Source organism: Leptospira congkakensis (assembly GCF_004770265.1).
Lineage (GTDB): Bacteria > Spirochaetota > Leptospiria > Leptospirales > Leptospiraceae > Leptospira_A > Leptospira_A congkakensis.
Genome location: NZ_RQGQ01000004.1, coordinates 952,894 through 969,949, shown reverse-complemented (window position 1 = coordinate 969,949; position 17,056 = coordinate 952,894). Strand labels below are relative to the sequence as shown.

Genomic DNA, 17,056 nt, shown 5'->3' with positions numbered 1-17,056 from the left:
TTAAACAATGAATAAACGGTTTATAGGTATCATTTCGGTTTGTGGTTTTTTACTTGTTTTGTTTTCTTTTGTGATTTGGAAGTTTTCCGCACAAAAAACAACCCAACAAGTAAATGTCACCGATTCCGATTTCGGAAATTCAGAAAGTCACGCCAAGTCGTTGTTTGACGATCCAGAGTTTGCCGACGCTCCCAATCCAGAAGAATTGGAATTGGCACAGGCTGAGGTTCTATGGCCGTTTGCATTGGAAAAAAAACCAAATCGTAAAGAAGAGATCAAAGAAGAATGGAGAGATTTTGCGGCCAAATATCCAAAGAATTTCTACATTCCTCGTGAAATCAAAACGAGTATGACCGAAGCAGAGGAAAAACAACATATGGAAATGTTGGATTCTTTTACAGCAATGGATGCTAGTTTTTCTGCTTCGATTGCAAAAGAGAAATGGTCAGACAAACCTTCCGGCGAAGAGCCGAAGGCAGCTGATAGACCCTCTGCCAAAACCCAAAGAGCCTATTTCGATTTTAAAATCAACGAACTGGAATCTAGAATCCAAATGGTTGAATATTGGATCGAAAACAAAAAACCATCGGGGGAAGTAAAACTTTCTGCTGAAAAAGATTTAAAACTTTGGAAAACAGAGCTTACTACCTTACGCGAAGTGAGAAGCCAAGTTCCGAATTCATAATTCCCGCATTTCGAACTTACCTGATTTCTTTCAAAGAGGACAAATCGTCCTCTTTTTTTTTGCAAAAATCTAGATCAGATCTATCACAACCGACCCGAGTTCGGAAATTTTTCTCTGTGCTTGACAGGAACAACGTTCAAAAAATTAGTTGAAATTGAGACTCGATTTCATTATTGGTCTCACCCTCTAAGGAGAACAGATTCCATGTACACAAATAGAAAGATTTTCGTAAAACCGCTGATCGTAGTCCTTTGCCTCGCTGTTTTTAGTTTTTGCGAGAAAAAAGAAACGGACCCATCCGCTTTGGCACTGCTTGGGTTTACTTTGAACCTCTCCATGGTTTCGGGAACCCTAACCGATGGGGCAGGAAATCCTATCCCCAATGCCAGTTTGGAAATAGCAACCCAGGATAGCTCCCGAGCTGAGGGACTTTCCAAATCTCTTTCGACAACAACAGACACTGGTTCCTGGCAACTCTCTTTGGGGACTGGTAGTTACGAAATTTTAGTAAAGGACGTCAATGGAAAGACACTCGGATCCTTTAAACTTTCTTCCTCTGAAAATTTAGAACCTTCCATTGAAGACATCTCTCATTTGACAGATACCATTTTTCTTGTGAGTCTTGCGAACCAGAAAGAGGTCGGATCTAAATTTGAAATTCTATCTCCAAAAGACGGAAGTATCATCAAAACATATGATTTGGCATTAAATATAAAAACATCAGATTCTTTAACCTGTCATGTTTTACAAAATAAAACGGAAAAAGAAAATATCACAGTAGGAAAGGGAGAAGTTACTTCATCCGTTTCTATGAAACCTTTACTTGGTGCAAATAAGATCCAAGTCCATTGTACAAATGAAGCGGGTGTTTCTGCGAAAAAAACCGTCCTGACTTATTTTGGAAATCGAATTTCGGCTGGAGGGTCTCACTCCGGTTATGTGGTCAATGGAAGTTTATATACTTGGGGACGAAATAATTTTGGACAACTCGGAACGGGAACTTCCACGGGAGATCTTACCAATCCTAAAATTACCAAACTATCAACAATTTCTAATGTTGTTTCGATTGGATTCAACCAAAACAGTTCCCTTGCCATCACTGAAGATGGATCTGTCTGGACTTGGGGAGCCAATGCCGTTGGTCAATTGGGTATGGGGAATATTGGCGATCTACAAGCAGCTGCGACGGATGCAGGTCCAAGGAATCCGCCGAGGAAGGTTCCTGGGATTACCAATGCGGTAATGGGTGTATATGGTTTTGATCATGTGCTCGTTCTGAAAAAAGACGGAACGGTTGTTAGTTTTGGTTCGAATTCTGTAGGCCAACTTGGGAATGGAACGGGTGGGGCAGGAACTTATTCTGCAAACCCAGTGAATGTGATTGGCCTTCCGACAGATATCATCCAAGTCATTGGAGGATCTGATCATTCAGCCGCCTTGACAAAGTCAGGTGATGTTTATGTTTGGGGTAAAGACCAATATGGAAATTTGGGTGATGGGGTTCTTGGAACTTCTACGGAAGTCAATGGCACTCCTAAAAAAGTAAGTTCTCTTTCTGGAATTGTACATATCGCAACAGGACGTGATCATATCCTTGCTTTAAGAAATGATGGAACCGTGTATGCATGGGGACTTGCTGCCAGTGGTCAATTGGGAATTGGTGGGACTGGGTCACCGGCTCCTGTTCCTACACCGACTCTCGTGACAGGTTTATACAATGCCGTTTCTGTTTGGGCCAATGGCACACAAAGTTTTGCCATTTTGAGTGATGGAACTGTAAAAGGTTGGGGAGCAAACTCCAGTGGAAATTTAGGAACGGGTCAAACAACACCTGCCAAACTTTACACTCCGGGAGACATTGTTGTGGGCATCAAAGATATCCAATACTTTGGGTGTGGGGCATTACATAATTTTGCCATTCTAAAATCCGGTGTTCTATATGGTTGGGGTTGGAACTTTAAAGGTTCCATTGGAAGGTCTGATTTACAAGAAACTTGGGCGGCTACAACACCCATTTATCTAACCATTCCGTACTAATTAATATTTCGATTCGTATTTTATTGGATTTATTTTTGTTAATGAGATTATTTCTATTTTTCCTGGTTCTTTGTTGTTATTCTGGATGTGCGTTTGTGGAATCAAGCGCCTGTTCTACGGGAGTCAAATTCCCTGAGTTTGTAAGTAATACATCAGTTTTGGGATGCCCATCTGAGAAAAAACTTTGTGCCGATGATTCTTGTTTGGCCTTACTCGGTTTGTCTCAAACGGAAAAATTTCCTTGGGAATACGAAGAAGGGGAAGAACTTTCTGGTGGAAAGGCCATGACGAGTTTCGTAACTGATGCTCGTGCCTTCCTTCAATTTGGAAAAAATGCTCCCTTAACAACAATCTCCGATTTTACTGTGGGGCAGGCTGTCTTTGAAGTTCCTTGGACAGCAGGTTTTTCTGCTGGTTTACCAGACCGGGATGGGCTTGGACCTTTTTTTCATACCAATTCCTGTTTGGGTTGTCATTTGGGAAATGGAAGAGCAGTAGAAGATGACGGAGATCCTCTAATTTTCACCTTGGTTCGGTTAGGTGCTGGAAGCAAAGGAAATGATCCAGAACCAGTTTATGGAACTCAATTCCAACCAAATGCAGTTGCCGGTGTGACTCCAGAAGGGGAGGTTCATTTCGAATATGATACCATCACTGGAACGTATTTGGATGGAAGTTCCTATTCGCTTCGAAAACCTAATTTAGTATTTAGTGGACTTGGGTATGGCCCATTCGATACAAATCACAAAACTTCTGTTCGGTTGACACAACAAGTCATCGGCCTTGGTCTTTTAGAATCTGTTTCTGAAGAGACCATCTTAAAAAAATCGGATCCACTTGATTTAGATGGGGATGGAATTTCCGGAAGGCCCAATTGGATTTGGGATCTTACGGGAAGTGGAAAATCTCTCGGCCGTTTTGGGTGGAAGGCAAATGCACCAAATCTCAAACGCCAAAACTCGGCCGCCTTTTCTGGTGATATTGGAATCACAAGTCCTATGTTTTCATCGGAAAATTGTTCTTTGACCCAAACCTCTTGTTCTGCTGCTACGAGTGGTGGGAACCCAGAAGTCCCAGAAGAAAAAATTCTAGCCATTACGAAATATATGCAACTAGTTGCGGTGCCTGTTCGTCGGAATCCAAATTTACCAGCAATTCTCACTGGCAAAAAACATTTTTTTATGGCAGGATGTAACAAATGTCATACGGAAAAAATGGTTACGGGAACGAATGTTTCGAACCCACTCCTTTCCAACCAAACCATACGTCCTTATACCGATTTACTTTTGCATGATATGGGTGAGGATCTTGCTGATGGGAAAGCCGATGGGGAAGCAAACGAGAGAGAATGGAGAACGGCACCACTTTGGGGGATCGGCCTTCTCGGAACTGTCAATGGAAGGGCTCGGTATTTACATGATGGTCGTGCAAAAACTTTGGACGAAGCCATTCTTTGGCATGGCGGGGAAGCCGAAAAAAGTAAAAAATATTTTTTAGCCCTGAATGTATCGGATCGTGCCAGTATGATTCGATTTTTACTATCATTGTAAATGAACTAACTAAAAACGTTTGCGAACGTAAGGGATGAAATTAAAAAAATCATTCCTTACTTATGAATTATCACTTGTAGACAGATTTTTAAATTGAGACATTTGTCTGGCATGCAAACGAATCGGAGTTCTTTTTTCTTTTTTTTAATTCTTTTTCTTATTTTGAATTGTGATCCAGTCCCGGTGAAGCAGGATACAAACTCCGTAGAGGAAATTGTGTCAGAAGAACCAACCACAAAAGAACTATTGGAAAAACTAGATTCAACTGACACCTTCACTCGTTCCCAAGCGGCCATACAACTAGGCAGTCGGGAAGAAAGATCAGCCATCTCCAAATTAAAAAAACTTTTATCAGATAAGGAACCGGGGGTGCGTGCGGGTGCTGCCATTGCCCTCGGGGATTTAAAAGACAAATCTTCTTCGACTACCATTGCCAATTTGATGTGGTCGGATGCGGAGAATCCCAAAGATGTTTATTTAGATGCCCTCACAAGGATGAAAGATCCTTCGGTGGGAATTCGCATTTATCCTTTGTTAGATGATGCAAATCCTACTCTTCGATTGCAGGCAGTGGATGCACTTGTACAAATTGGTGCGAGTTCTGTTGGTTCACAAATTTTAAGTTTGGCATCCAAAAACAAAGATCGGGAAAAAGACAAAACCTATGCGATGGCACTGGGGAAGTTAAAGGTAAGTGCTTCTGAATCTTATTTACTTGGTCTTACAAAAATGCAAGATGAATCTCCCACTCTTGCTGCTGCTTATTTGGCTCTCGGAAGGATCAAAGCAAAAAATGCAAATGATGTTCTTGTGAAAGCACTGGGTCTTCCTTATAGCAAAGGAAAAGAAAATGCTTCCATGGCTCTGATTGAAATTGGAAATCCTTCTGTGGTTCCCAAGGTTTTTCTGTTTTTAAGTTCTGAAGATGCGGAAACCAAACTTTATACAACTGATGTACTGTGTTCGATTCCTTCGAAAGAAGCAGCAAAGTTAGCCTTTGGTCTGTTAAATGGAAAGGAAACAAAAAGTTGGGGAAGTGCTGCAAAAATTGTAGGACGGCAAAGGTATAAAGAGGGAAGACTCCGTATTGAAGAGTTACTTGGAAAACCATCTACTCCAGAACGTGATAGTTTTGCAGAAGCACTCGGTTGGATTGGGGACAAGGCTTCTGTTCCCATCCTTAGAAAAGTTTTGTTATCTGGGGAAACAGAAGGGCCTTATGGTTCTGCTTGGGCATTGGGAATTCTTGGTGCTAAAGAAGCAGTTCCTGATCTCATCCAAGCACTTGATATGGGTGATGCAAAACTTATGGTTTATGCTTTGGAAGCACTTGGTTCCATTGCCGATCCCACAAGCCTTCCAAAACTAAAAGAATTGTTAGTCGATCGTCCAAAAATGTCTCCACAAATCCTTTCGACAGTGGCTCTCATCCCCACAGAAGAAGCCCGCCTCATCCTTGAGGAAGCAACAAAATCCAAAGATGCAGATGTCTACAGACCTGCGATGGAAGAAATTGCCAAACGAAAGGATAAAAAATCAATTCCTCTTTTGTTGGTCCATGCCAACGGAGATGATTCTGAGAAACGAAAATTGAGTTATTATGCACTCACTGCGATCACAGGACAAAAATTTCGAACTGCCAAAGATTGGAACGAGTGGGCCAAGGGGAATTGATGAAAAAAATACCAACACTATTTGAGTGGGCGGGTGATGAAAAAACTTTTGAAGTTTTGTTTACTCAGTTTTATGACAAAGTTTTAAAAGACGACTTACTGGGAAAGGTATTTGGTGATATGTCGCCGGAACATGTAAAACATGTCTCTCATTTTGTCTCTGAAGTTTTTGGCGGTGGCACATTGTATACTTCGAAAGATGGAGGAAGCCATTCTCAAATGATAGGAAAACACATTGGAAAAATGTTAACGGAAGAAATGAGAAAACGTTGGGTTCATTTACTTTTGCAAACAGCCGATGAAGTTGGACTGAAAAGCGATCCTGAGTTTCGTTCCGCATTTGTAGGATATATTGAATGGGGCACACGGCTTGCTGTAATTAATTCTCATCTAACAACTAACCTTATGGATACGAACGAACCTATGCCCAAATGGAGTTGGGGAGAAACAGGTGGTCCCTATATACCAATTCAAAGTTAACGGAATCTTAATACTAAAAGAAGGAATCGGATAAATTACAATTCACTTCATGTAGGTTTTCATTCTGGTTTTTTTCGTGTCTGCCGGTAAGCTCTACCGGCCTATTTCCCAAAATCCTTTATACCTTTGATTCTTCTTGTGAGATAGAAGTTTCATCTACGTTCTCGATCATTGCATCCCAATCTGGAAATGGATCGTCAAATTTTGCCCAAACTTCTGGCCCTTCCTTATATTCTTTTTCACTTAACAGACATTTATCGAGAGAGTTTCTTAATTTTTTTTCATCCATATCACGACCAATGAGAACAATCTCTTGGCGCCTGTCCCCCCAAGGTTCTAACCAGTGTGTTTGTAAATTTTCAAATACATCAGGATCATCAGGGATCTCTTCGTCTGGAATACTCGCCCACCAATACCCTTCGGGTTTATAAGAGGATAAATTACCTGCTTGCGAGTAGAGAAGAACCCAGTCCATTTTACTTGCGAGCCAAACAAAACCTTTGGCCCGAACCACACCTAGTTTTTCCGAATGCAACCACTGGTAAAAACGTTCCGGATGGAAGGGACGTCTATTCCCATATACAAAACTTTTGATTCCATACTCTTCGGTTTCGGGAACATGTTCCCCTCGGAGTTCTTTGAGCCATAAAGGAGACTGGCTTGCCTTATCAAAATCAAATCTCCCTGTATTCAAAACTTTGGATAGAGGGACTTTACTATAATCTGTGGTGATGATTTCAGCATCCGCATTTAAGGAACGTAAGATGGTAAGAAGTTTATTCTTTTTTTCTTCCGATAACAAACTGATTTTGTTTACTATGATCGTATCGCTAAATTCCACTTGGTCTACTAGTAAGTCTACAATATCGCGGTCATCATCTTCACCGGCACCTAATTTACGTTCACTCAATGAATCCAAACTTTGAAAATCTTTTAAAAAGTTAACAGCATCCACAACAGTAATCATAGAGTCAAGGCTAACGATATCCGATAAACTGACGCCGTTTTCATCGGCAAAGGTAAAGGTCTCAGCAATGGGAAGGGGTTCTGAAATTCCGGTGGATTCGATGAGTATCGAATCAAATTTTCCGTCTTTAGCAAGTTTGGTGATCTCGATGAGTAAGTCTTCACGAAGGGTACAGCAGATACAACCGTTGGACATCTCCACTAACTTTTCATTGGTGCGACTCAAACTGCCACCGGAGGCAACAAGTTTTGCGTCAATATTTACTTCACTCATATCATTCACAATGACTGCCACTCGAAGGCCTTCGCGGTTGGATAAGATGTGGTTTAGAAGGGTGGTTTTGCCCGCTCCTAAAAATCCAGAGAGAACTGTGACTGGAATTTTTGGTTTCATTGGATTTTCCTTAATGCAATATAGTTGCATTTGTTTTCTTCGGGAAATCTTGTCAACGGATAAACGCAATTTTGTTGCATTTATGGTTTTAGGCTGAAACTTCGACTTTCCCCTAAAAATACGGGGAAATCCTTGCTTTTTATGAACTAAGTTCAAATTCTTTAGAAATGCATCTGGATTCTTATTCCCTAAAAGCCACGAAAACCATAAATTCCATCCGCATCACTCTCCTTGTGATTTTTATTTTAGGGATTCTGGGGAGTTTGGGTTCACTCCATAGAGACCAACTTCTTATGATGCTTTGTACTACTTTCTTTTATGGAATGGTGGCACTCACTCAGTTTGTTTTATTGAAAAAAAGAAAAAACCCTTATGCCTTTTGGTTTGTTTTCATCGATATCATTCTGATTGGTTCTAATACTTGGGGACAAAGTATCATTGATTTGGACATTGCATCCTCTGCTTTAAAGGACGGGGTCAATTATATCATTTCCTTTTTTATCCTTCTCTATTCTGGTTTTTTATTTTCTTCCCGCCAAACTTATGTTTTAGGTGCAATGCTTGTTATAGTGCAAGTGGGATCTTTGGTATTTGCGGGAATGACAGGAATGGAGTTTATTGATCGTAACGATACACATAAAATGGCTTATTCCATTTCTTTGCCTGTTGAAATTGTAAAAGTTTTTTTCCTGATCATGGCTACGGTTGTGATTGGAAAAATGGTTGGATTACTCATCTCCATTCGGGATGAAGCGGTGCTCGGAAAAAATACATCGGAAGAACATTCCAAAGTGATGGAAAAACAAAAAGAAGCCATGGTGGAAACAGGAGAAAGCCTGAATGCTTCTGTTGCCTCACTTAAAATTTTTGCGAACGATTTGAACGGACTTGTTCAAAACCAAGCAGCATCCATTGAAGAAATCTCAGCTTCTTTAACAGAGATTTCTCAATCTACGGAAAACTCTTTTTCCTTTGTGAAAGACCAATACAAAAGGATTGAAACATTAAACGAAGAAAGCCAAACCTTAGAAGGAATTGTCAAATCGGTTCGTTTAGAAATTGATTCCATCTCAGACCTAATTAACGAATCATCTAAGTTTAGTAATTTAGTGACAGGCTCCATGGAAAATCTAAATTCAATTTTGTCGGAAGTGAGTTCTAGTTTCCAAAAGGTAGAAGATGTAAACCAAATCATGAAAGAAATCGCTGACCAAACAAATCTCCTGGCGCTCAATGCTTCGATTGAAGCGGCAAGGGCAGGGGAACATGGTCGCGGGTTTGCAGTGGTTGCCCAAGAGGTAGCTAAACTTGCCGATAACTCAGCAACAAATGCCAGTATCATTTCCAAAACCATTCTCAAATCTAAGTCTGATCTCTTAAAGGGAAATCATTCCGCAAAAGAAGCCAACGACCTGGCACAGAACCAAGAAAAGGAAATGGTGAATATTCAAAATAAGGTGACCGATTTTAACGAGAAGTTTGTCGACTTGCAAAGATTAAATGCAAGAGTTGTGGAATCACAAAAAGAATTAAAAGACCTTTCTTCTCAACTCGAAACCATCGCCAAAGAACAATCACTGGGAAACCAGGAAGTGATGCGGGCCGCAGAAAGTATAGAAGATGCCGTTCAAGTTGTGGCTGAAAATACGCGAGTACTTTCAGAACATATTGAAGACATCCAAACTTTGGCAAATCGCATCAAGTAATCCTTGTCTAACACCATTAACTTAACGCTGCCAGGTTTCGTTCAGTAGGGAAGAGGGGAAAATTATTTGTAATTCTCCTCACCTTTTTGATCTTTGAGTGAAACTGTGAAAGTCCTGCTTAAGGAGCCGACTGTATGATTTCCAATAACTATTTTAACGATAACGATGACCTTATTGATCATTTTGATTCTCTTACCCCTTGGAACGAGGTGGTAGACCAATACGAACAAGGTTTCGAAGACTTTGCAGAATACCAAAAATCGGGAAAGGAAGAACTCACTTTCGCACCCGGAAACTACGAAGACGCTATTGAATTTTACCGCTCTACCTTAGAAGCAGGTGGAGACATTGCCGGAAACGACATTTCCCAAATTGCTAAACAAATGGATGAAGAAGGTCTCAAATACAAAGACGGCCAAGTCGGATTTCCAAAAGCTATGCTCGATGTGGTAGAAAAAATCAAATCAGCAGGACTCCTTCCATACGGAATCCATAGACATTACGGTGGACTCGGTCTTCCTTCTGTCGTACAATCAATGTTATCTGAATGTGTTTCTCGTGGAGATGGGTCACTTGCCATCACTCTTGGTTGTATGAACCTTGCAGAAACTGTGGAACGATTTGGAACAGATGAAATGATCCATGAATTTGTTCCGAAGATGGCAGCCGGTGAACTTTGTGGTGCGATGGCACTCACTGAACCTAACTACGGATCGGACCTTCCGAACTTACAAACCAAAGCAGTGAAAGGCGAAGATGGAACTTGGAAGATTACTGGAACCAAACGATTCATCACTCATGCTTGTGGGTTTGGAAATGCACCTTCTATCATTCTCACACTTGCAAGAACAGGAACCACAACCAGTGGAGCCCGTGGACTTTCTTTCTTTTTAGTTCACTCCAAAGATATATTCGTTGCATCTATTGAAAAGAAAATGGGACTTCATTGTTCTCCTACTTGTGAAGTGGTTTTTGAAAATAGTCCGGGAATTCTCATTGGTGATGAAGGCAAAGGACTTATCAAGTATTCTATGGCCATGATGAACCAAGCTCGCCTCAACATTGCGGCCCAAGCGATGGGGATTGCAACTGCTGCTTACTTCGAAGGTAAAAAGTATGCGGAAGAAAGAGTTCAATTTGGTAAAACCATCAACAACATCACTGCTGTGAAAAAAATGTTGGAAAGAATGGAACGGGAAGTCGCTGCCATGCGTTGTATTTTGTATGAAGCAAGTTACGCAGTAGACCAGTATCGTTGGAAAGAAGAACGAGGAAAGATGAAAGGTCTTACTGAAAAGGACATCAAAAAAGATGAATCCTTTAAGAAATGGGAAAAACTTGCCTCTCTATTCACTCCACTTTCTAAATACTATATTACGGAAATGGCAAACCTCGTAGCTTATGATTCTATGCAAATTCATGGTGGATCGGGATACACAGAGGATTATGATGTAGCACGACTTTATCGTGATGTGCGAATCACTAATATCTATGAAGGAACCACACAACTCCAAACGGTTGCTTGTATCGGGGGAATTGTTTCCGGAATGACAGAAACAGGAATCTACCGTGAATACTTGAAAGCAGAAATGGGAACCTTTACAGCAAGTAATGGCCTAAATGATCTATTCAAACAATTTGAATCGGTTGTGGCTGAGTTTGCTGAAATCGATTCCACTCCACTACGCGAAGAGTTGGCTTTTGAAGTGGTTGAGTCGGCAGCCCGTTTCCACAATAGTTTGTTACTCGAAAGAAGTATTGGTCGTTCGAAAGTAGAAAGACGAAACTATCGTAAATCTATTACAGACGCATACATTCTTGATAGTTCGGCAATCCTTGCTTCGAACCTAACAAAGATTCGTGGAAAGAAAGCACCAGTCACTGCATAAAAAAGCAGATACAAATCCTCTTCTTCCCTGTTACGCATGTTTTATGGGAGAAGGGGAGCATGTAGAGTCTTCTAACAAACCAGACACTCGGATCTCTTCTCCTTTTACTTGGAGGGGAGATTCACTTCCACCCATTTTAGATTCGGAAACTCCAGACCATTTAAAACGAATTCGTGATTTAGGAATTCCTTATATCTTTGATATCCATACTCATTTTTTTCCTGAGACAGTGATGAAACTGATTTGGCGCTGGTTTGATAATGTGAACTGGGCCATTGGATACCGACTGCCGGAATCCGAACGAGTGGAAAGGCTCCATCATAATGGGATCGAACGATTTACTACTTTAAATTATGCACACAAAGCAGGTATGGCTTCTTCATTAAATGATTGGACCTATGCTAATTATAAAAATTGGAAAGGAGCGATTCCCTTTGGAACTTTTTATCCAGAAGAGGGAGTCCTCGTTTACGTAAAAAAAGCTGTGGAAGATTACGGGTTCCAAGGTTTTAAACTCCACTGTGAAGTCTCCAAACTTGATCTAAATCGTCCCGAACTAACCGACACATTCCTTTATTTGCAGGATAAACAAATTCCGATTTTGATTCATACGGGAACGGCACCACTTCCTGGTGAGTTTACAGGAATCGAATTTTTTAAACCTTTTCTAGAAACCTATCCAAAGTTAAAGATCATTGTGGCTCATATGGGCGCTAATGAAATCTCCGCTTATGCTTCGTTACTTGAGGTATACCCTAACTTGGCTCTTGATACCACAATGGTGTTTGTGGACTTCCTTGCGACGGGGAAAGCAGAAGATGTGGATGCTGCCGTTTCTTATTTGGAAAGATACCAGGACCAAATTTACTTTGGATCTGACTTTCCGAACATTCCCTACAACCTAAACCACCCCATCACTCGGCTTTTGGATTTGCCTATTAGTGATTTGGCCAAACAAAAAATTCTCTACCGGAACGCAGAAAACTTATTTTTTAAATGAAACGTGGTTGCATTTGCAACAGTGTTGCAAATGATAGTCCCACAGAGGTATTTATGAAATTTGCCAAACTTTTTCTATTTTCGACCATCCTTTTCTCTGTGATGAATTGTGCTGAACTCTTTCAGTCAGACAAAAAAGATAATAATGATGCTCTATTTGCTCTTCTTTTGAATGCAGGATGTACGGTATCCGATGTTTCCGCACCGGCTTCTGGAAGAAAGATTGATTTCACTGCTTGTCGTGGCGATGCTAATGCGGCCCTTGCAGCAAGCGGATTTTCTTCTTCCTCCGTTTCTCTCAGTGGCGGACTTGTTGGAACTGGATCAAGTTCTACTGTTTATACAACTGCTTCTAGCTTGTCTAGTCTTGGGGGAAACAAAAAAGCAAGTATCGAGATCGTTTATGTTCTTTCCCAAGGGGATTCGAGCATCGATGCCATTCTTCCTTCCACTACGAGCTTAAACGGCCCAGGGTTTCATATCCTTCCTACCACTGTGAATAAAATCGCTTCCAATGGTTCCAACTCCGCATTGGCTTCTCCAAGATCTTGGGTATCTTCAGTATCCGCTGAAAAAACACTATGTTTGGAAGTCCACGAAGAGAGTGGAGCCGCCCATGTGCTTGGATGGGAATCAAGTTGTGCCACTGCCAGCCGAGGCAGTTACCAATTTGAAGAAGAACCGGTGGCTGCTAATTTCGGTGGAGATAGAATTGGGTTGCGAATCAATAAGGCAACTGTAAAATCGATTACAATCTATTCCAGTAACATTGGAACCTCAGCATCCATTCAATAGATTTCAAAAGAATTATTACAAGTGAAACCAAATTCTCGTTTTTCTAAAATCAAAAAAGGGGGAGCGATCCTCTCCCTTTTGTTTTCTGTGATTCTTTTTGCGGAAGTCCCGGAATGGGAAAAAGAATTAGAAGATAAGGCACCAGCTAACAAAAAAGATACGGTCGTATCACAATCCAAAACGGATACGAAAGACTCTGATTGGGAAGCTGATTTAGAAAAGGATCTCCAAGATCTAGAAAAACGAGAAAAAGGAACCGAAGGCAGTCGGGGGATCACATCTCCTGTCCAGTCCAACCAACAAATCAATCGTTCTGCACAGAACCTCATGATGGATGCTTATGCTGCCCTTGATATTGTTGGAGCTTGGGATAGGAACAAACCAAGAGGAACTGGCGAACGTATCGATAACCAACTCGACATCCGTACCGCCGAATTCGGGTTTAACGGAGCTGTCGACCAGTGGATGCGTGCTAATTTTATTGGTGCCGCTCACGGTGAAAATGGTAAGTATTTTTTTGAAGTCCATGAGGCTTGGGTTCAGTTTCCTTTTTTACCTTTTAATACTTCCCTCAAAGCCGGCCAAATGTTTATCGATGTAGGTAGACTCAATAAAATCCATGCACATGACAGAGCCTTTACTATGACACCGATTGTTCATGAAAAATTTATCGGTTGGGAATCGGCGATTGATACGGGTGCAGAGTTTAGTATTCTTTTTCCTTGGAAGTGGATCACTCAAGAACTTGTGCTCGGTGCTACAAATGGACGCAAATGGGGCCACTCGCATGATGCCGGTGTGCAAAAAAATAATCCTTTGTTATATGCCCACTTAAAACATTTTTATTATTTTGGAAACAACTGGGGAACCCAGTTTGGTTTTTCAGGCATTCGGTTTGAACCTACCACAGAAAGAAAAAACCAAAGGTTATTGTATGGGGCCGATGCTGTGCTCCGTTGGAACCGGTCTAATCTAAGTGAGATTATGTTAATGGGAGAAGGTTGGTACCAACAAGAAGTATTTCCATCTAGTATGGATCCGGTAACCTTCCAAAAATTTAAGGCACCAACCAAAGACCAATGGGGTGCTTATGTTTTTGTTGATTTTAAATTTCACCAATTATGGTCTATGGGTTTTCGGTATGATTATTTTACAGATAAGTCTCTTGTTGATAAAAATGGAGACCCTGCAAAAAATGCAATCGAGGCCCAATCTTTCCAAATGACTTTCCATAGTTCTGAATTTGGAAAGGTAAGAGGTTCTGTCGAAAGAAGATACATCCAAGACTACTCGCGGACCTCTCAGGAAGAAGTTAGAGAATATCGTTTTTATATCCAAACGGTTGCGGTTCTTGGTTCTCATCCCGCACATAGTTATTAAGGAAAACAAAGAGGTAGTGATGTTACAGAGAATGTTTTCAAAACAAGTTCCCAAATTTTTTATTTTTAGTTTTTTGTTTTCGATAACATTTGTATCGAATCTAACGGCTAAGGTATCACTCGTGACAAGTCTTCCCGATATCAAATACATCGCAGAACAGGTTGCAGGTGATAGAGTCGAAATTTCTGGAATGATTCGCGGAACCGATGACCCACATTTTGTAATGACAAGACCAGACTTTCTTGTCAAACTCAGTGAAGCAGACGTACTTTGTGTGATTGGTCTTGATTTAGAAATTGGATGGATTCCTTACCTCCAACAACAGTCTCGTAATATCAAAATCCAAAAAGGTCAACCAGGGTATTGTGATACTTCCTTCGGAGTGAAAATTCTGGGTGAACCCACTGTGATGATGGACCGGTCGATGGGGGATATGCATATTTATGGAAACCCTCATTATTCCAATGATCCCATCAACGCCATCCAAATGGCTCAAAATATTAAAAATGCTCTGACTCGTGTGGATCCTTTGAATGGGGAATACTACGAAGGAAATTTTAATTCTTTTAAAAAACGCCTCATCCAACTCACAAAAGAAGAAATGAAAAAAATGGAACCATACTTTGGTCTGAAAGTTGCCGTTTTTCATGACCAATTTGTATATTTGGCTTCTCGGTTTAAATTTAACGCCAACTTAACGATCGAAGAACGCCCAGGTGTTCCACCTTCTGTTCGTTATATGGATCAGGTCATTTCTTATATGACTGCCGAAAAGATAAAAATTATCTTGATTGGACCCTATCACAATCCAAAGTATGCAGAGTATGTATCCTCCAAGGTTCCGGGTTCCGTGGTTGTCACGTTACCAGTTTCTGTGGGAGGTTCTCCTGAAGCTGTCACTTACGAAGACACTCTCAGGATAATGTTACAAAAAATACGTGATGCAAGCGACAAAACCAAATAGTTCTGATACCCCCGTTTCTTTTATTCATACAGACCATTTGTCTGTGGGATACCGAAAAGAATTTCCTGTTGTCTCAGATATCCATTTGCATATCCATCCAGGGAAAACCTATGCCCTTGTTGGGGGGAATGGTGCAGGGAAAACCACTCTTTTTCGAACTTTAACTGATTTACTCCCTCCGCTTTCTGGTTCCATTCAGTTTTCAAAACAGATTGCCACTTCCTATGTTCCCCAAGGAAAAAAAATGTCCTTGGATTTTCCACTTAGAGTACAAGATGTACTTTTGATGCCAAAAAATATTGGACTGAGTTTTTTGCCCAAAAAGAAATTTTCTGATGAAGATATGGCTCTCATTGAAAGAACGGGTGTTAGCTCTTATTTGAAAAAACAAATTTCCCTTTGTAGTGGAGGACAGTTACAAAAAGTTCTCATCCTTCGTTCCCTTCTCACTAAAGCCAATTTGATTTTTTTAGATGAACCAATGGATTCTTTGGACCATAATGCGAGAGAACTTTTCCAATCGATTCTTTCTGAATACTTAAAAGCTGGTAACAGGTCTTTATTCTTTATCACACATAGTTTGGAACATGATTGGGGTTTTGGGTTTGATGAAATTTTCGAAATAGACGAAGGAAAACTCTACAATATCACCAGCGGAGAAAGGCCTCCGAACTGCCACCATCATGACTAATATACTTTCGAGTTGGAATTTATTTTTACCGCAAATGGTTGTGGGTAGTCTTGTGGGTGCCCTTTTGGCCGTTCTTGGAATTTTGATTGTACTCCGAGGCATGACTTTCTTTGGAGTTACCCTTTCCCAAGCGGTTACTTTTTCTGTCGCCTTATCCTTGTTTATGGAGTGGCCAGGAGAAATTTTTCCTGTTTTGTTTTCCTGTGTTTTGGTATTTCCTCTTTTGTATGTTAGGAAACTTCCTGGAATGAAAGAAGAGGTGATCCTCGGCATTCTCTTTGTATTTTTTTCTGCTGCGTCTCAATTCATGTTGGCTCTTGGTGGGAATGTCCAAAACCATTTGATGGCTGCTTTTTTTGGAGATATTTTAACTTCACAAGTAAGAGCTGATTCATTCGGTCTTTATATCGCTGTTTTCTTTTTTATCCTTTATTTGAGTTTTTTTAGACGATTCCTTTTCATCAGTTTTGATCGGGACGAATACAAAATCCAAGTAGGAAATCCTCTTCCTTTTGATCTTTTGTTTTACATCATCCTTGCCGCTTCTCTTACGGTTGCGGTAAATTTACTGGGAACCTTTTATAGCATTGCTCATTTGATTTTACCTGTATTTGCACTACTTCCCATCATTCGTTCTTTAAAGCTACTCACCCTTGTTTGTGCTTTGTTTTCTGTATTTGCCACCATCTCTGGATTTTTAATTTCACTCATTGGGTTCGAAAGAAATGGGGAAATGATTTACTTTCCCACTTCTTCCAGTATCATTCTTGTCCTTTGTGTTTTGGCCTTTTTACTGCATCTGGTTCGGTTTCTTACTACTTCCGTTTTTTCCAAATCTGTCCGATAG

The 17,056-nt window shown here is 40.7% G+C and carries 14 protein-coding genes; 13 read left to right on the top strand and 1 reads right to left on the bottom strand.

What is annotated here, in order from left to right; genetic code table 11:
* Window positions 1–7 precede the first annotated feature (7 nt).
* The 5 genes from EHQ70_RS05610 (at window position 8) to EHQ70_RS05590 (ending at window position 6,425) form a co-directional block, all read left to right on the top strand.
* A complete protein-coding gene (locus EHQ70_RS05610; protein WP_135584250.1) occupies window positions 8–685 on the top strand; it encodes a hypothetical protein in 678 nt (225 codons plus the stop codon).
* 204 nt (window positions 686–889) lie between these two features.
* On the top strand, window positions 890–2,722 hold the full coding sequence (locus tag EHQ70_RS05605; protein WP_135584248.1) for an RCC1 domain-containing protein: 1,833 nt from the start codon (window positions 890–892) through the stop codon (window positions 2,720–2,722).
* A gap of 41 nt (window positions 2,723–2,763) precedes the next feature.
* Entirely contained in the window at window positions 2,764–4,272 is a 1,509-nt protein-coding gene (locus tag EHQ70_RS05600; RefSeq protein ID WP_135584246.1) for a di-heme oxidoreductase family protein, read from the top strand.
* A 111-nt stretch (window positions 4,273–4,383) separates the two neighbouring features.
* Complete coding sequence (locus EHQ70_RS05595; protein ID WP_135584244.1) at window positions 4,384–5,946, top strand: HEAT repeat domain-containing protein; 1,563 nt, start codon at window positions 4,384–4,386, stop codon at window positions 5,944–5,946.
* Entirely contained in the window at window positions 5,946–6,425 is a 480-nt protein-coding gene (locus EHQ70_RS05590) for a group II truncated hemoglobin (protein ID WP_135584241.1), read from the top strand. Before EHQ70_RS05595 ends, EHQ70_RS05590 begins: the two co-directional genes overlap by 1 nt.
* A gap of 118 nt (window positions 6,426–6,543) precedes the next feature.
* Here EHQ70_RS05590 and zigA read toward each other — a convergent pair whose 3' ends face one another.
* Window positions 6,544–7,785, bottom strand: a complete 1,242-nt coding sequence (gene zigA, locus EHQ70_RS05585; protein WP_135584239.1) for a zinc metallochaperone GTPase ZigA — start codon at window positions 7,783–7,785, stop codon at window positions 6,544–6,546.
* 167 nt (window positions 7,786–7,952) lie between these two features.
* Here zigA and EHQ70_RS05580 point away from each other — a divergent pair, with 167 nt between their 5' ends.
* The 8 genes from EHQ70_RS05580 (at window position 7,953) to EHQ70_RS05545 (ending at window position 17,056) form a co-directional block, all read left to right on the top strand.
* Window positions 7,953–9,491: a methyl-accepting chemotaxis protein gene (locus EHQ70_RS05580; protein WP_135584237.1), complete on the top strand. Its 1,539-nt coding sequence runs from the start codon at window positions 7,953–7,955 to the stop codon at window positions 9,489–9,491.
* Between the two features lie 134 nt (window positions 9,492–9,625).
* Complete coding sequence (locus EHQ70_RS05575; protein ID WP_135584235.1) at window positions 9,626–11,380, top strand: acyl-CoA dehydrogenase family protein; 1,755 nt, start codon at window positions 9,626–9,628, stop codon at window positions 11,378–11,380.
* Window positions 11,381–11,423: 43 nt separating this feature from the next.
* On the top strand, window positions 11,424–12,380 hold the full coding sequence (locus EHQ70_RS05570; RefSeq protein WP_135584387.1) for an amidohydrolase family protein: 957 nt from the start codon (window positions 11,424–11,426) through the stop codon (window positions 12,378–12,380).
* A 53-nt stretch (window positions 12,381–12,433) separates the two neighbouring features.
* The gene (locus tag EHQ70_RS05565; protein ID WP_135584233.1) at window positions 12,434–13,174 is read left to right on the top strand and encodes a hypothetical protein; all 741 of its coding nucleotides are present in this window, start codon (window positions 12,434–12,436) and stop codon (window positions 13,172–13,174) included.
* A gap of 21 nt (window positions 13,175–13,195) precedes the next feature.
* Window positions 13,196–14,554, top strand: a complete 1,359-nt coding sequence (locus EHQ70_RS05560; protein ID WP_135584231.1) for a hypothetical protein — start codon at window positions 13,196–13,198, stop codon at window positions 14,552–14,554.
* 19 nt (window positions 14,555–14,573) lie between these two features.
* The gene (locus tag EHQ70_RS05555) at window positions 14,574–15,518 is read left to right on the top strand and encodes a metal ABC transporter substrate-binding protein (RefSeq protein ID WP_135584229.1); all 945 of its coding nucleotides are present in this window, start codon (window positions 14,574–14,576) and stop codon (window positions 15,516–15,518) included.
* Window positions 15,496–16,209 carry a metal ABC transporter ATP-binding protein gene (locus tag EHQ70_RS05550; protein WP_135584227.1) on the top strand — a complete coding sequence of 238 codons (714 nt, stop codon included), beginning with the start codon at window positions 15,496–15,498 and terminating at the stop codon, window positions 16,207–16,209. Before EHQ70_RS05555 ends, EHQ70_RS05550 begins: the two co-directional genes overlap by 23 nt.
* Window positions 16,202–17,056 carry a metal ABC transporter permease gene (locus EHQ70_RS05545; protein WP_135584225.1) on the top strand — a complete coding sequence of 285 codons (855 nt, stop codon included), beginning with the start codon at window positions 16,202–16,204 and terminating at the stop codon, window positions 17,054–17,056. Before EHQ70_RS05550 ends, EHQ70_RS05545 begins: the two co-directional genes overlap by 8 nt.

Excerpts from the sequence above, each read along its gene's own strand:
- EHQ70_RS05605 (WP_135584248.1), top strand. The coding sequence starts at position 890 with ATGTACACAAATAGAAAGATTTTCGTAAAACCGCTGATCGTAGTCCTT.
- EHQ70_RS05580 (WP_135584237.1), top strand. The coding sequence starts at position 7,953 with ATGCATCTGGATTCTTATTCCCTAAAAGCCACGAAAACCATAAATTCC.
- EHQ70_RS05610 (WP_135584250.1), top strand. The coding sequence starts at position 8 with ATGAATAAACGGTTTATAGGTATCATTTCGGTTTGTGGTTTTTTACTT.
- zigA (WP_135584239.1), bottom strand. The coding sequence starts at position 7,785 with ATGAAACCAAAAATTCCAGTCACAGTTCTCTCTGGATTTTTAGGAGCG.
- EHQ70_RS05555 (WP_135584229.1), top strand. The coding sequence starts at position 14,574 with ATGTTACAGAGAATGTTTTCAAAACAAGTTCCCAAATTTTTTATTTTT.
- EHQ70_RS05590 (WP_135584241.1), top strand. The coding sequence starts at position 5,946 with ATGAAAAAAATACCAACACTATTTGAGTGGGCGGGTGATGAAAAAACT.
- EHQ70_RS05550 (WP_135584227.1), top strand. The coding sequence starts at position 15,496 with ATGCAAGCGACAAAACCAAATAGTTCTGATACCCCCGTTTCTTTTATT.
- EHQ70_RS05565 (WP_135584233.1), top strand. The coding sequence starts at position 12,434 with ATGAAATTTGCCAAACTTTTTCTATTTTCGACCATCCTTTTCTCTGTG.
- EHQ70_RS05570 (WP_135584387.1), top strand. The coding sequence starts at position 11,424 with ATGGGAGAAGGGGAGCATGTAGAGTCTTCTAACAAACCAGACACTCGG.
- EHQ70_RS05575 (WP_135584235.1), top strand. The coding sequence starts at position 9,626 with ATGATTTCCAATAACTATTTTAACGATAACGATGACCTTATTGATCAT.
- EHQ70_RS05595 (WP_135584244.1), top strand. The coding sequence starts at position 4,384 with ATGCAAACGAATCGGAGTTCTTTTTTCTTTTTTTTAATTCTTTTTCTT.
- EHQ70_RS05600 (WP_135584246.1), top strand. The coding sequence starts at position 2,764 with ATGAGATTATTTCTATTTTTCCTGGTTCTTTGTTGTTATTCTGGATGT.
- EHQ70_RS05545 (WP_135584225.1), top strand. The coding sequence starts at position 16,202 with ATGACTAATATACTTTCGAGTTGGAATTTATTTTTACCGCAAATGGTT.